This window comes from Amycolatopsis sp. AA4 (genome assembly GCF_002796545.1).
Taxonomy (GTDB): domain Bacteria; phylum Actinomycetota; class Actinomycetes; order Mycobacteriales; family Pseudonocardiaceae; genus Amycolatopsis.
Map to the genome: position 1 here is coordinate 5394620 of NZ_CP024894.1, position 14257 is coordinate 5408876.

A 14257-nucleotide genomic window follows, 5' to 3' on the forward strand; every position below is an offset into this window, starting at 1 on the left:
ATCTAGGGGAGGCCAGGCGGAAGACCCGCTGACCTCGTCCTTATCGTCGCGCGTTCATGGCTTCAGCTTCACGGCTGACTCATGACGGGTCGACCTGCTTCCTTGTATCTCGCGACCCCGGGTTTGTCCCGGCGTCGTCGTCCGCGGCGAACGCCGCGTGGTCGTGCAGCCCCGCGGCCTCGAGCGCGCCCTGGACCCGGAGGGCCCGGGGGAACGCCCGCTTCCGCTCGGCTTTGGCCAGGCAGCCCGGCCCCGGGTGCAGCCACGCACCCCGGCCCGGCAGCCGCCGACGTTCGTCGACGACCAGCCGCCCGTCCGCCGCGACCACGCGCAGCAGTTCTGCGGTCAAGTCCCGTTTCCGGCAGCCGACACACGTGCGCACCGGCGCGTGCCGGTGGCGCTGGAGGTCGGGGGTGTCCCCAGTAGCCCTTCGCGGGTCTTGAACCGTTGTCGAGTCTAGCGCCTGCACCTTCAGTCGGCCGAACCGGTTGCCGCGGCGGGCCGCGCCTGGCCGGCGTGGTCTTGCTCACCCTCCCCCGGACCGGCCGGTTCGGCGGGGGCCGCGTCGCTGCGGATGTCGATCCGCCAGCCGGTGAGGCGGGCGGCGAGGCGGGCGTTCTGGCCCTCCTTGCCGATCGCCAGCGACAGCTGGAAGTCCGGCACGACGACCCGCGCCGTCTTGGCGCGCTCGTCCACGACACGTACCGACACAACCTTCGCGGGCGACAGGGCATTCCCGACGAACTTGGCCGGGTCGTCGGACCAGTCGATGATGTCGATCTTCTCGCCGGCCAGCTCGCTCATCACGTTGCGCACGCGCGCGCCCATCGGGCCGATGCAGGCGCCCTTGGCGTTGACGCCGGGAATGGTCGAGCGCACGGCGATCTTCGACCGGTGCCCCGGTTCGCGGGCGACCGCGGCGATCTCGACGGTGCCGTCGGCGATCTCCGGGACCTCCAGCGCGAACAGCTTGCGCACGAGGTTCGGGTGCGAGCGCGACAGCATGATCTGCGGGCCGCGGTTGCTGCGCGACACGCCGAACACGAACGCCTTGATCCGGGTGCCGTGCTCGTAGGACTCCCCCGCGACCTGCTCGGCCTGCGGGAGCACGCCCTCGGTGTCGCCGACCTGGATCACGACCATGCCGCGAGCGTTGGCGCGGGCGTCGCGCTGCACCACCCCGGCCACGATCTCGCCCTCCTTGGCGGAGAACTCGCCGTAGGTCTTCTCGTGCTCGGCGTCGCGCAGCCGCTGCAGGATGACCTGGCGCGCGGTGGTCGCGGCGATCCGGCCGAAGCCCTCGGGCGTGTCGTCCCATTCCTCGTCGACCTCGCCCTCGGACGTGAGGGTGTGCGCGAGGACGCGGACGAGGCCGGTCTTGCGGTCGATGTCGATGCGGGCGTGCGGCTGGTGGCCCTCGGTGTGCTTGTACGCGGTGAGCAGCGCGGTCTCGATGGCCTCGATGACCGTGTCGAAGGGGATGTCCTTGTCCCGTTCGATCGCCCGCAGCGCGGCGATGTCCACGTTCACTTCGACTCCTCCTTCTTCTCGTCCTCGTCCGCGGTCAGTGCTTTGAGTTCTTCGGCGGGCGGTTGCTTGAATTCGACTTCCACCACTGCCTTCGCGACGGACTGGTAGTGCACGTCCTTGATCCGGCCGTCGGCGAGCACGCGCACGCTCTTCTCGCCGGCGTGCCCGACGCGGCCGAGGTAGGCGGAGCCCTCGACGGGCGTGATCTTGACGAGGCGGAACCGGGCGCGGCGCCAGTGCCGCCGCTGGGTGAGCGGCCGGTCGAGGCCCGGCGACGTGACCTCGAGCGTGTAGGCGCTCGCCAGCACGTGCTCGTTCTCGTCGAGTGCGGCCGAGACGGTGCGGCTGACCTCGGCGACCTCGTCCAGGCCGACGCCGTCGTCGGAGTCGACGACCACCTTCACCAGCTGTCGCCTTCCGGCTTGCTGCACCTCGAGCGAGTCGAGGTCGAAACCCGCGGTCGTGACGGCTTCGGCCACGATCGGCTCCAGCCGGCTGGCGAGTTCGTTGGGCACGTGGAGCACTCCTGTTCGGCCTGTTGGTCGGTGAAGGTCAAGCTTATCCTGCGCCCCCGCGAAGACGCGCGAGCGGCGGCGCACCCGGGCGGCCTGGCAGGATGGGCCGACGTGACCGCAGACCTCTCCCGGCGCGCCGTGCTGCGTCTGGGCGCACTGAGCGCCACTGTCGCCGCGGCTGTGCCGCTCGCCGCCTGCTCCGGCGGCTACGACGACGCCCCCGATCCGCTGGCCCCGCTGCTGGCGATGGCCGACGCGGACGCCGCCGCGGCCAGGAAGCTGCCCGCCGGCGGCGACGCGGCCGGCCAGGTCGCCGACGCCAGAGCCGCGCAGGCGGCCGCGCTGAAGGCCGAGGTGGACCGGCTGAACCGGCCGAAGAAGGCGGAGAACGTCCCTCCCGCGCCGACGGACCTCGGCGGGTTCAAGGACCGGCTCGCCGCCGCGCGCAAGCAGGCCGAGGACCTGGTGCCCGCGCTGCCCGCGTACCGGGCCGGGCTCGTCGCGTCGGTGGCCGCCGGGTGCGCCGGGCTGCAGCGGGTCGCGCCGGAACTCGGGCCGGGCGCGGACGCGAAGGCGGTGACCGCGCTGTCGTCGGTGCCGAAGGAAGCGGTCGATTCGCTGCAGAAGGCGCTGGCGGCCGAGCACGCGTCGTTGTGGGTCTACGGCCTGGTGACGGCGTTCCTGCCGGGCGACTTCGGGGACGCGGTGAAGGCGGGGCGCGCGGAGCACACCGCGCGGCGGGACGCGGTCATGCAGATGATCACCTCGGCTTCGGCGACGCCGGTGGCGCCTGAAGCCGCGTACGTGCCGCCTAAGCCGGTTACGGACACTGCTTCGGCAGCCGCGCTGGTGGCGAGCGCGGAGGCCGATACCGCGGCGGCGTGGCTTGCCGTGCTGACGCACACCGATGATTCGGGACTGCGCGGGATGGCTTTGCAGGCGCTGATCGCGGCGGCGCGGCGCGGGATGCCGTGGCGGCAGGAGGCCGGGCAGAAGCCCGCCGCCGTCGCCCTCCCCGGGCAGCCTTCCTAGGAAAAGCGCGCAGGCCGGGCGAATCCGGCCTGCGCGTTCACCGCGACCTCAGCGGAGCTTGCCGGACAGCGTCAGCGCGTTCTTCGCGATCCGGGTGAGCAGCTGCTTGTCGTGGTGGCCGTAGTAGAAGTCGGTCAGCACGATCGTCACCTCGGGGCCGTTGGCCTTCGACTGGTATTCGGCCTCGTTGCCGCTCAGCTTCGGGGCGTCCGTGTCGTGGAAGGTGCCGTCGCGGACCAGGTCGCTCACGTTGCCGGTGCCGTCCCGGTCGGTGAGTTCCTTCAGCTCGGTCGCCTTCGCCGCGTCCGGCATCGTCACCAGCACGACCGAGACCAGCGCCTTCGCGTCCCCGGACTGCACCGTGTACAGCGCCCGCGCCAGGGACTTGCACTGGTTGTCCTGGAAGAACTTCTTGGCTCCGGAGTAGGCGTTGGCGGCGCAGTCGGTGGCCTTGACCGGGCCTTCGGCCAGTTTGTAGTCGAAGGCGGGCTTCGCCGTGGTCGCCGGAGATTCGGCGACCGGAGCCTCCGGCGTGCTGTCGTGCCGGATCAGGTACCAGACGAGCCCGGCCACGACGGCGATCGCCACGAGCCCGGCGCCGCGCAGCAGCAGGGCGCGGTTGCGCGACGGCCCGGGCGGCGGACCCGGGCGCGCGGGCACGGCCGCGATCGGGGCCGTGTCCGAGGGTCCGGGGGTGAAGTGCGGAGGGGACACGCGAACACCGTAGTTCACCGCCCGCACGACTTTCAGCCAGATGCCGCGCCCAGGGCGGCCAGAACGCGTTCGACGTCGTCAGGGCCGTTGTAGAGGTGGAAACCGACCCGGACCCGCCCGTTGCGGACGCTCGCGGAGATCCCGGCTTCGGCGATCCGCGCGGGATCGGCTTCCAGCGCCACGATCGCGCTGCCCTGCGGCTCCAGCCCGGCCGCGGTGCGCAGGGAATCGGCCAGTCCGACGTTGTGGTCGCGCACCGCGGCGAGGTCCAGCGCCGCGAGGTAGTCGAACGCCTCCGCCGCGCCGACGTGCGAGAACCAGACCGGCGAAAGGTCGAACCCGCGCGCGTTTCCGGCCAGGCGCAGTGGCATTCCGTATACCGAGGACCACGGATCGTCGCCGGCGTACCAGTTCGCCGCGACCGGGCGGGTCCGCTCGTGCGCCCGCGGGTGCACCGCGAGCCAGGCGCAGCCGCGCGGCGAGAACAGCCATTTGTAGCCCGCGCAGACGATCCAGTCCGCCCACGCGACGTCGAGCGGCAGCCAGCCCGCGGCTTGCGTGACGTCGATCAGGACCGGCACGTCGGCGGCTTCGGAGGCGGCCCGCAGCGCGGCGGTGTCCAGCAGCGCGCCGTCGGCGGACTGCGCGAGGCTGACCGCGACGAGGTCGTGGCCTTCGACGTGCTGCGCCAGCTTGGCGAGCGGCGCCTCGGTGACGTTCGCCCGCTGCGCGAACGGGAACGTGACGCTGGTGAATTCGCCTTCGGCGACCAGCACCCGGGCGTCCGGGGCCAGCCCGGCGGCGACGTTCGCCACCAGCTGCGACACCGACGCGCCGATCGCCACCCGCTCCGCCGGGACCCCGGCCAGCCGCGCGAATCCGCCGCGGGAACGGGACACCGCCTCGTCGAAGTCCGACGGGGCGTCCTTGCCGGTGCGCCACCGGCCGACCGCGGCGTCGACCGCTTCGGCGACCGGAGCCGGCGGGATCCCGATGCTGGGCGTGTTGAGGTATCCGGCGGGGACAGCGAAGTCGGTGCTTCCTCCGAAGATCATGGCGCTCAGATTACGGGAGCAAAGCCGTGATCTCACCGTACGAAGGCGGTTTCATCGGCAGCTCCCTCCCTTCCCTGGCGGAGTCCACTGTGGCCAGTGCGGCGGAAAGCGCTACGCGGTAAGGGGTTGAGCCGAGACTGACCCTCGCCACGCCCAAGGAAGCCAATTCCGAGAAAGTGGCTTTCCCGGGCAGGTGCAGGAGGTTCACCGGCACCTCGACCGATTCGACCAGCTCGGCGACGTCCGCTGATTCGTGCAGGCCGGGGACGAAGACGCAGTCGGCGCCGGCGTCGGCGTACGCGCGGACCCGGGTGACGGCGTCCGCGACCGGACCGGTGCCGAGCCAGTGCGTGTCGGTGCGGGCGTTGAGGAACATGCCCGGGACTCGTTCGCGCACCTTGGCCAGCAGTGCGGCCTGGACGACGATCGGGGCGAGCGTGTCGCCTCGGCTGTCTTCCAGGTTGACGCCGACGACCCCGGCGTCGGCGAGTTCCGCGACGAGGTCCGCCACCTCCGCCGGGTCGGCGCTGAAGCCGTCGGCGAGGTCGACGCTGACCAGGATGTCCAGCGGGGCCAGCGATTTCGCCAGTGCGACGGTGGCGGCCCGGGACGCCGGGGCGCCGTCGGCGAGCCCGGCGGCGGCCGAAACGCCGAGGCTGGTGGTGCCGACCGCGGGGTGGCCCGCGGCGGCGAGGGCGGCGGCGAACCCGAACTCCCAGACGTTCGGCAGCAACAGCGGACGGCCCGGGACGTGCAACGCGGCGAAGGAGGTCATGTCCGCCACGGTACGACGTCCACGCTTCGGCGGCGGCCGAACTGTCGGTCAGCCCCCTCGGCTGACCGACAGCTCAGCCTCTCAGCCTCCGGAGCCGCCGGAGAACGCCGCGATCCGTGCTGCGCGGCGGCCCGCGACAGCTTTCCGCAACGCCGGAACCGCTGGTCCGGCGAGCTTCTCCAGTTCCTGCAATCGATCGGCGTGGTGCCGCGCGTCCGACCGGGACATCCCCGCGCCGGACGCCGCCGAGAGAGCGGCCAGCGCCGCGGCGGCAGCGTCCACTTCGGACAGCGGCGCGGTCAGCGCGTGATCGAGCTGCGCGTGCGCGTCACGTACTCGCGCCGGGTCCGAAGGCACCAAAACCTTGCGGTGCCAGAAAGAACTGCTGCTCTCTTCGAGCAGCCCGGCCGCGGAGAGTTGCGTTTCCAGCGCCTGCAGCGTGTCGTTCTTGCCCCGGCGCAGCAGCGCGCGCCACGACGCCGGGCTGTGCGCGCGGAGGTCGGCGAGCAGGTCGTCGAGCAGGAGGTCGCCGGTCGGGGCGGCGCCGGTCGGTTCGGCGTGGCCGCGCTGGTCGCGGAGGTTGCCGCGCAGGACCAGGTCGGTCACCGCGGCCGCGCGGACCAGCAAGGCGGCCCGGGGACGGCGGGAGACCGGGCCGCCGTCCGGGTCGCAGGCGAGGAAATACGCTCGCGCGGACAAGGAATCGCTCATTGTTTCTTCACCTCTGGCCAGATCGTTTCCCAGGATTGCTTTCGCCCGGTGTACAGCCACATCAGTCCGGGCACCACTTCAGTCACCGAGGAGAAGTACGGGCGCAGCAACGCCGGATCGAAGCCCGCGAAAAGCACGTTCTTCGCGGTATCCGGCGGCCGGTCGAAGTACCAGTAGCCTCGGTGTCCACTGTAGGCATTGTCGATCCCGTACCGCGGGCCGTAGTACTCGACGGCCGCGGCGAACGGGTAGATTTCGCCGTATACGGCGGTTTCCCGGCGCATTTCCTCGGGCAGCGACCGATATGCCTGCCCGACGCCGTCCGCCAGCTGCTGTTGCGCGGTCTCCCCGGCCGCGAACGCGGTGCCGAGCGGAAACGGCCCGAACGACGTCTCCTTCATCGAAGCGGGCCACACCGGAAGCCCGGCAATAGTGACCGCGGCCGAAAGAGCGAACGCGATTCCGACCGGAATCTTCCACCACCGCACCAGATTCCGGCGCGAAAGCTCAGTCGCGGCAGCGGCGAACGGGAGCGAATACAGGCTCATCAAGTAATACGAGCGGCCGTGCGTCCCGACGATCACCGCCACGACCAGCAGCAACGCCACCGCGAGGTACCGGTACGGCACCAGGTCCGGCGAACGGAACAGCCGCCACATCCCGTACAGCAGCGCCAGCACGCCGATGCCCATTCCCGCGCCGAGCACACCGTCGCGCGCGAAGGCGAGGTAGCCGGGGAATTCGGCCGCGACGACCTCGCCCATCCGGGTGTAGGCCCACCCGTGCGTGGCTTGCCAGAAGACCGTCGGCAGCGTGGCCACGACGGCGATCAGCGCGCCCAGCCACAGTTTCGGCCGGGACACCAGGTCGCGCGGCCCGAGGATCAGCGCGGAGACCAGCGCCGCGCCCCACAACGCGGGAATCAGGAATTTCGTCTCCAGCGACACCGCGGTGACCACTCCGGCCAACACCAGCAGACCGTCGCGCCGGGTCCGGGTCCAGCGCACGAGGAGGAACACCACGAGCGTCCAGAAGAACGGATCCAGCGCGTACGTCGCGACCCAGTGGCTGAGGATGATCAGCCCCGAAGTCGCGTACGCCCCGGCCGCCATCGTCTGTGCTCCGCGACCGCCGCCGAGTTCGCGGGCGGTCAGCGCGGTCACGATCGCCCCGGCGCCGGCCGCGAGCGCCATCGGCAGCCGCAGCGCGGCCAGCGAGCCGGGGAACCACTGGTCGAGCGTGCCGGCCAGCAGCGGGACGAGCGGTGACTGGTCGAAATACCCCCAGCTCAGGTGATCTCGACCGGCCACGAGGAAGTACAGCTCGTCGAAGCCGTGCGCGTACCGGGTGCTCGTCGCCACCAGCAGCGCCACGGCGCCCGCCGCGACCGCCAGCACCGGCAGCCGGGCGAACCTCGGGAGTCCTTCGCTCGTCATGGCGTCGAGTCCACCGTGCCGGGCGGGTGCGGCGTAAGCGTGTTCGGTAGCGACTCGCAGCGACGAAAGTGGATCGCTTCCGCCCGGTCCGCAACTTTCGGCGGTAGCCCGCCACCCGGGCGGTGCGGATCCGGCGCGACCGGGCGGACGAACGGATACCGTGGCCGGGTGACCAGCATGCGCCACACCTGGCCGCGGTCGACCGACTGGCTCTGGCTCGGCGGCACCGCGCTGGTGTTCGCCTGCCTCGACTTCGGGCTTTTCCTCGCCGCCGGGCCCACGACGGGCTTCCTCGGCCCGCACGCGACGCTCGTGCTGGAACTGGTCTGCGACGCGTCCCTGCTCCTCCTGGCGCGCTTCCCGAACGGCGTCGCCGGACTGCTGATCGTGGCCTCGCTGGCGATGCTGGCGTCCGACCTCTTCTCCCCCGGCCTGCTCGTGCCCGTCCGCCAGCCGACGCTGATGACCGTCCCGACGATCACGCCGATCGTGCTGGCGCAGCTCGTTCGGCAACTGGACCGGCGACGGCTGCTGTGGATCGCCGGATTCCTCGCGCTGCTGGCGACGCGGCCGTGGAATCCGGCCTGGAACACGACGCCGTTCGGGCTGTTGAGCACCGCGCTTCCGGTCGCGATCGCGCTGTATTTCGAGGCGCGGCGGCAGTTGCTGAGTTCGTTGCGCGACCGGGCCGAGCGCGCGGAGCGCGAGCAGCATCTGCTCGCCGAACAGGCGCTGGCGGCCGAGCGCCGACGGCTCGCGAGCGAGATGCACGACGTCGTCACGCACCGGTTGAGCCTGATGGTGCTGCACGCGGGCGCGCTCGGTGTGACCTCGCCGGATCCGTCGGTGAAGTCCGCCGCCGAGGACATCCGGCGCGAGGGCGCGCACGCGCTGGACGAACTGCGCGACCTGGTCGGCGTGCTGCGCAACGGAACCGGAATCGAACCGCCAGTTCCGAATCCAACACTGCCGAATCCAACGCCGCCGAACCCGCCGCTGCCCGGCGAGGTGGCGGACCTGGTCGCCGAATCGGCGGCGGTCGGGATCGCGACCGAGCTTTCCGTGACCGGGGACCGGGCGTCGGTGTCGCCGACCGTCGCGCGCACCGCGTACCGCGTGGTCCAGGAGGCGCTGACCAACGTCCGCAAGCACGCGCCGGGCTGCTCGGCGACGGTTTCGCTGCGCTATCACCCGGGCGGACTGGACGTCGCGGTCGCCAACACCAGCGCGACCCGGCCGCCGGACGCGGCGCTCGCGGGCACCGGCTCCGGCACCGGGCTGAGCGGGCTGCGCCAGCGGGTCGAACTCGTCGGCGGGACCTTCGAGGCGGGCCCGCTGCCCGGCGGCGGGTTCAAGATCGGTGCGATACTGCCCGCCTACGTCCCGACCACGGAAGGTGCTGCCCGGTGATCACGGTCGTGGTGGCCGACGACGAGCCGATGGTGTGCGCGCACCTGCGCACGATCCTCGGTTCGGCCGGCGACATCGAGGTAGTCGCGCAGGCGGGGGACGGCGCGGAGGCGGTCGAGGAAGTGGTCCGGCACCGGCCTTCGGTGGTGCTGATGGACCTGCGGATGCCCGGCGTGGACGGGCTGGCCGCGATCGAGCGGATCTGCACGCTGCCGGAACCGCCCGCGGTCGTCGCGCTGACGACGTTCGACGCGGACACCTACGTCATCCGCGCCCTCCGCGCGGGCGCGGCCGGATTCCTGGTGAAGTCGACGCCGCCGGAGGACTTGATCGGCCTGGTCCGGGTCGCCGCGGACGGGCACACGGTGTTGTCGCCGTCCGCCGCGCGCCGGTTGGTCGCGTTGTCGGCGGACGGCCATCGCCGCGATGACGAAGCCCGCCGCCGGACCGCGGGGTTGACCGAGCGAGAGCGGGATGTGTTGGCCTGCTTGGGAGAAGGACTGTCCAATGCGGACATCGCCGCTCGGCTGCACCTGGCGGAGGCGACGGTGAAGAGCTACGTGTCGCGGATGCTGGTGAAGCTCGACTGCACGAACCGGACGCAGGCCGGGTTGCTCGCGCACGAGGCCGGGCTCGTCGGCCGCTAGCCCCGCGGCTCGTGAGTGTTTATGCCGGTTCTAACCGGCATAAACACTCACGAGCCCAACCTGCCCGAGGCCGGACTCAGCGCCGTCACCTCACTTCAGCAGCGAACCCAGCCGCTGCGCCGACGCCACCACCAACCGGCCCAGTTCGTCCGGGTCCGGGGCCTCGAACAACGACAGCCCGATGCTCGTGCCCGGCGCGTCCCGGCCGGTCGGCACCACCGCGGAGATCCCGGTGATCCCCGGCGCGATCTCCCCCACCGAAACCGCGTAGCCGCGGGCCCGGGCGCGGGTGATCTCCTCGCGTTCGCCGTCCACCGGCGGTTCCGCCGCGAGCAGCGCGAGCCCGGCCGACCCGCGCCCTATCGGGTCCAGCTGGCCGCTGCGGAACGACACGTGCATCCGCGCCTGCCGCGGTTCGACGATCATCAGCATCCGCACCTGCTCGGCGTTTTCGCGGACGACCAGGTGCGCCGACGCGCGGCCGGCGTCCGAAAGCTCCTCCAGCACCGGGCGCGCGAGCGTGCGCAGGTCCTGTTCGACCGGCTCGGCCAGGCGCACGAGGCCGGTGCCGAGCGAGATCCGCTTGAACCGGTCGCGGCGGCAGAGGTGGTGCGCCTCCAGCGTGCGCACCAGCCGGTGCGCGACCGTGCGGTGCACGCCGATCCCCTCGGCGATTTCGGTCATCGTGAGCCCCTGCGGATGCTCCACCAGCAGCTCCAGCACCTGAAGACCGTGGCTCAGCGTCTTCGACGTCCCCGATTCGGACACACGACTCCCTTGACGACAGCTCATCCGGCGACCTACTGTTCCTTCATATCGCACGGTGCGTGCGAATATAGCACGTTTGCCGTTCGAGGCAACTCCCCGCGGATCGAGGTACCGGACCATGAGCGAAGTCCCCGTCGAGGACGTGCTGGCGGTGCACCAGCTCTACGGCCGCCAGAGCCACGCCATCGACTCCGGGCAGGCCGCGCGCTGGGCCGCCACCTTCACCCCGGACGGGGAGTTCGTCTCGCCCAGCTACCCGGAACCCGCCGTCGGCACCGCCGCGCTGACCGCGTTCGCCGAGCGGTTCCACGCGGGATGCGTCGAGTCCGGCGAACGGCTGCGGCACGTGGTGTCCACAGTGGAAGTCCAAAACGGACAGACCGAGGACACCTTGCGCGCGCTGGCTTATCTGCAGATCGTCGGAACGCCGGAAGGCGGCACCCCGCGGCTGCACCGGCTCACCGTGCTGGACGACGAACTCGTGCGCACCGCAGACGGCTGGCGCGTGCGCCGCCGCACCGTGCACCGCGAGCCCTGAGAAACAACGAGGAGAAAACCCAGATGACCACTCTCGAGCCCACCGGCCCCGGCCGGGTGCTGCACCAGCCCGCGACCGCGCGCTACCCGGAGATGCCGGGCAAGGTCGCCGTGGTCACCGGCGCGGCCCGCGGCATGGGCGCGCGGTTCGCCGCCGGTCTCGCCACGCGCGGGGTGCACGTGGTGGGCGGCGATCTCGACGCCGCCGCGATGACCGCCACCGCCGGCGACCTGACCGCCGCGCTGGCCGCCGAGTCCGTCGAGGACAAGCCGGGCCGGATCGTCGCGGCCGCGGTGGACGTCACCCGCGCCGAGGACCACGTCGCGCTCGCCCAGCGCGCGATCGACGAGTTCGGCCGCATCGACTTCTGGGTCAACAACGCCGGGATCTTCCCGTACGCCGAGGTCCCGGACATCACGCCGGAGCAGATCCGCTCGACGCTGTCGGTGAACGTCGAGGGCGTGCTGTTCGGCGCGCAGGCCGCGGCCGCGCGGATGGAACCGGGCAGCGCGATCGTCAACATGGCGTCGGTGTCCGCGGTCCGCGTGCGCAAGGGCCGCGCGGCGTACTGCAGCTCGAAGGCCGCGGTCGCGCACCTCACCGAATCGCTCGCGGTGGAACTCGGCGACCAGGGCATCCGGGTCAACGCCATCGCCCCGGGCTACATCGACACCGAGATGACGCGCTGGATCCAGGACGACGCGCCCGCGCTGGCGAAGGCGCTCGACGCGGTGCCGCTGCACCGGATCGGCTCGCCGGAAGAGGTGTGCGGCGTGCTGCTGTTCCTGCTTTCCGACAGCTCGCGGTACGTGACCGGGCACAGCCTCGCGGTCGACGGCGGCTCCCGGCATGTCTGACGCCACCGAAGCCGTGCGCTACCCGGACGTCGTGCTCGTGACAGGCGCGGCGAACGGGATGGGCGCGCAGCACGCCCGGGCGCTCGGCGAACGCGGCGTGCACGTCTGCGTCGCGGATTTCGCTGGTGCGGACGAAATCGCGGACGAGATCCGCGCGGCGGGCGGTGCGGCGACTCCGTACCCGATGGACGTCGTCGAACCAGCACAGTGGACTCGCGTGCTCGACCGGATCCGCGCCGAGCACGGTTCGCTCGGCGGGCTCGTGAACAACGCCGGGATCTCGCGGCGGCTGGAATTCCAGGACACCACCGCCGAGGTCTGGGACCGGGTGCTCGCGGTGAACCTGTCCGGGCCGTTCCACGGGATGCGCGCGGCCGCGCCGCTGATGCGCGATTCGGGCGGCGGTTCGATCGTGAACATCTCGTCGATCTCCGGTCAGATCGGCTACTTCTCCCCCGCCTACTCCGCCAGCAAATGGGGCTTGACCGGATTGTCGAAGTCCGCCGCGGGCAATTTCGCGAAGTGGCGGATCCGGGTCAACTCCGTCCATCCCGGACTGGTCGACACCGGACTGCTGGCCGGCGCGGACGCGTTCGTCAAGTCCGCTGTGGACAGTGTGCCCGCCGGAAGGATGGCCGACCCCAAGGAAATCACCGACACGGTGCTGTTCCTGCTGTCGGATCGCTCCACCTACCTGACCGGAAGCGAGGTCACAGTGGACGGCGGCCTCGTCTCCAACGGTCTCTACCATCGCATTCTCGCCGAAACCGGAGGTGATCTCGGATGAGCGTCGACATGGGCGTCGTGGTGATCGGCGGGGGCGGCGCGGGATTGGCCGCGGCGGTGTCCGCGGCCGAGCACGGCGCCTCGGTGCTGCTGTTCGAAGCGGAGAAGGAACTCGGCGGCTCGACCCAGCTGTCCGCGGGCATGCTCACCGCGGCGGGCACGAGCGTCCAGCGCGAACTGGGCATCGAGGACACGCCGGAGCGGTTCTTCCAGCACTACCTCGACCTCAACCAGTGGCAGCTGAAACCCGGGCTGCTCAAGACGTTCTGCCGCGAGGCCGGACCCGCGGTCGAATGGCTGATCGGGCTCGGCGCGGAAATCCCGGCGAAGGTGTCGCACGACGCGCACACCCCAGGTCTGACCCGGGCGGGCGTCGAGGACGTCTGGCGCGGGCACGTGCCGAAGGACCAGGGTTACGGCCTCGTCCAGGTGCTCGACCGCGCGCGCCGCAAGGCCGGGGCGGAAGCGGTGCTGAACACCCGCGTCGAACGGCTGCTCGTCGAGGACGGCCGGGTCGCCGGCGTGGTCGCCGACGGCATCGAGGTCCGCGCGAATTCGGTGATCGTGACCAGCGGCGGGTTCGCCCAGGATCCCGCGCTGCGCTCGCGGTACTACCCGGACGCCGACGCGGCGGGCGAGGATCTGTTCGTCGTCGCCGCGCCCGGCTCGCGAGGCGACCACTTCTCGTTCGGCGAGCAGGTGTCCGCGTCGATCACTGGCGAAGGCTGGGGATTGCTGCTGCCGACCGCGTATTTCCAGCGCCTGCACCACTGGCAGTCCGGTTTCCCGCCGCGCTCGCGCGTGCTGGTGAACGCGCACGGCCGCCGGTTCATGGACGAGGACGCCTCGTACGCGGTGTCCAGCGGCATCATCTCCGCGCAGGACGGTCCAGTGTGGATGGTCTTCGACGACCGAGCGCGCCGCGATCTTCCGCCGGGCTACGCGCACTGGAACGCCGAACACGTACTGTCCGAAGCGGCCGCCGGCCGCACCCTCCGTGCCGACACCCTGGAGGAACTGGCGGGCAAGATGAACGTGCCCGCCGCCGCTCTCCAGGCCACTGTGGACAGATGGAACGCCCAGCTGCCCAGCGGCGAGGACCCGGAGTTCCTGCGGCACGAAACGCTGTCCGCCAAGGGCGCGGCCGAACCGCCCGCGAAAATCGCCACCGGGCCGTTCTTCGCCGCGCGCACGCTGCCCGCCGAGCTGGTCTGCACGCACGCCGGGCTGGAGATCGACTCCGGCGCCGCGGTGCTGGACGTCCGCGGCGACCGCGTGCCCGGGCTGTTCGCCGCGGGCGAGGCCGGGGCCGGAGTGCTCGGCTTCCGCTACGTCGGCGGCGGCAACGCGGTCGCCAACGCCGTCACCATGGGCCGCATCGCCGGCCGTTCCGCCGCTGCCTGACCAGCCACACACTTGCCGATCCGGCCGAAAGAAGGCCGACCCCCGCCCGGGACCCGACCGTTGCCGCAAGCCATTCGGC

The 14257-nt window shown here is 71.6% G+C and carries 16 protein-coding genes; 7 read left to right on the forward strand and 9 right to left on the reverse strand.

Going from position 1 to position 14257, the window contains the following annotated elements; all coding sequences use genetic code 11:
* Positions 1 to 79 precede the first annotated feature (79 nt).
* From CU254_RS24960 to rimP, 3 genes are all read right to left on the reverse strand, one after another.
* On the reverse strand, positions 80 to 382 hold the full coding sequence (locus CU254_RS24960) for a YlxR family protein (RefSeq protein ID WP_050788270.1): 303 nt from the start codon (positions 380 to 382) through the stop codon (positions 80 to 82).
* A gap of 89 nt (positions 383 to 471) precedes the next feature.
* On the reverse strand, positions 472 to 1530 hold the full coding sequence (gene nusA / locus CU254_RS24965; protein WP_037714737.1) for a transcription termination factor NusA: 1059 nt from the start codon (positions 1528 to 1530) through the stop codon (positions 472 to 474).
* Positions 1527 to 2045: a ribosome maturation factor RimP gene (gene rimP, locus CU254_RS24970; protein ID WP_037714739.1), complete on the reverse strand. Its 519-nt coding sequence runs from the start codon at positions 2043 to 2045 to the stop codon at positions 1527 to 1529. The genes nusA and rimP overlap by 4 nt, the downstream gene beginning before the upstream one ends.
* A 111-nt stretch (positions 2046 to 2156) precedes the next feature.
* Between rimP and CU254_RS24975 the strand changes: the two genes are divergently transcribed.
* Positions 2157 to 3077 (forward strand): ferritin-like domain-containing protein, encoded by a 921-nt coding sequence (locus CU254_RS24975; RefSeq protein WP_037717897.1) that lies wholly within the window; start codon positions 2157 to 2159, stop codon positions 3075 to 3077.
* A 48-nt stretch (positions 3078 to 3125) separates the two neighbouring features.
* Here the strand turns inward: CU254_RS24975 and CU254_RS24980 are convergent, their stop codons facing one another.
* The 5 genes from CU254_RS24980 to CU254_RS25000 form a co-directional block, all read right to left on the reverse strand.
* Complete coding sequence (locus CU254_RS24980; protein WP_100267119.1) at positions 3126 to 3791, reverse strand: hypothetical protein; 666 nt, start codon at positions 3789 to 3791, stop codon at positions 3126 to 3128.
* Positions 3792 to 3823: 32 nt separating this feature from the next.
* Entirely contained in the window at positions 3824 to 4846 is a 1023-nt protein-coding gene (locus CU254_RS24985) for an aminotransferase class V-fold PLP-dependent enzyme (RefSeq protein WP_037714741.1), read from the reverse strand.
* A 10-nt stretch (positions 4847 to 4856) separates the two neighbouring features.
* The gene (locus tag CU254_RS24990) at positions 4857 to 5621 is read right to left on the reverse strand and encodes an isocitrate lyase/phosphoenolpyruvate mutase family protein (RefSeq protein WP_009080516.1); all 765 of its coding nucleotides are present in this window, start codon (positions 5619 to 5621) and stop codon (positions 4857 to 4859) included.
* A gap of 81 nt (positions 5622 to 5702) precedes the next feature.
* A complete protein-coding gene (locus tag CU254_RS24995) occupies positions 5703 to 6332 on the reverse strand; it encodes a GPP34 family phosphoprotein (RefSeq protein ID WP_009080518.1) in 630 nt (209 codons plus the stop codon).
* A complete protein-coding gene (locus CU254_RS25000) occupies positions 6329 to 7768 on the reverse strand; it encodes a glycosyltransferase family 39 protein (protein WP_009080520.1) in 1440 nt (479 codons plus the stop codon). The genes CU254_RS24995 and CU254_RS25000 overlap by 4 nt, the downstream gene beginning before the upstream one ends.
* A 177-nt stretch (positions 7769 to 7945) precedes the next feature.
* Here CU254_RS25000 and CU254_RS25005 point away from each other — a divergent pair, with 177 nt between their 5' ends.
* Positions 7946 to 9178, forward strand: coding sequence for a sensor histidine kinase (locus CU254_RS25005; RefSeq protein ID WP_037717901.1), 1233 nt, complete (start codon positions 7946 to 7948; stop codon positions 9176 to 9178).
* Positions 9175 to 9825 carry a response regulator transcription factor gene (locus CU254_RS25010; protein ID WP_009080525.1) on the forward strand — a complete coding sequence of 217 codons (651 nt, stop codon included), beginning with the start codon at positions 9175 to 9177 and terminating at the stop codon, positions 9823 to 9825. The genes CU254_RS25005 and CU254_RS25010 overlap by 4 nt, the downstream gene beginning before the upstream one ends.
* 90 nt (positions 9826 to 9915) lie before the next feature.
* Here the strand turns inward: CU254_RS25010 and CU254_RS25015 are convergent, their stop codons facing one another.
* A complete protein-coding gene (locus CU254_RS25015) occupies positions 9916 to 10593 on the reverse strand; it encodes an IclR family transcriptional regulator (protein WP_100266869.1) in 678 nt (225 codons plus the stop codon).
* A 118-nt stretch (positions 10594 to 10711) separates the two neighbouring features.
* Here CU254_RS25015 and CU254_RS25020 point away from each other — a divergent pair, with 118 nt between their 5' ends.
* Genes CU254_RS25020 through CU254_RS25035 form a run of 4 tightly spaced genes read left to right on the forward strand, consistent with a single transcriptional unit; the run spans position 10712 to position 14178 of the window.
* On the forward strand, positions 10712 to 11131 hold the full coding sequence (locus CU254_RS25020; RefSeq protein ID WP_009080529.1) for a nuclear transport factor 2 family protein: 420 nt from the start codon (positions 10712 to 10714) through the stop codon (positions 11129 to 11131).
* 23 nt (positions 11132 to 11154) lie between these two features.
* A complete protein-coding gene (locus CU254_RS25025; protein ID WP_009080531.1) occupies positions 11155 to 11988 on the forward strand; it encodes an SDR family NAD(P)-dependent oxidoreductase in 834 nt (277 codons plus the stop codon).
* Positions 11981 to 12775, forward strand: coding sequence for an SDR family NAD(P)-dependent oxidoreductase (locus CU254_RS25030; RefSeq protein ID WP_037714744.1), 795 nt, complete (start codon positions 11981 to 11983; stop codon positions 12773 to 12775). Before CU254_RS25025 ends, CU254_RS25030 begins: the two co-directional genes overlap by 8 nt.
* The gene (locus CU254_RS25035) at positions 12772 to 14178 is read left to right on the forward strand and encodes an FAD-dependent oxidoreductase (RefSeq protein ID WP_037714746.1); all 1407 of its coding nucleotides are present in this window, start codon (positions 12772 to 12774) and stop codon (positions 14176 to 14178) included. Before CU254_RS25030 ends, CU254_RS25035 begins: the two co-directional genes overlap by 4 nt.
* Positions 14179 to 14257 lie beyond the last annotated feature (79 nt).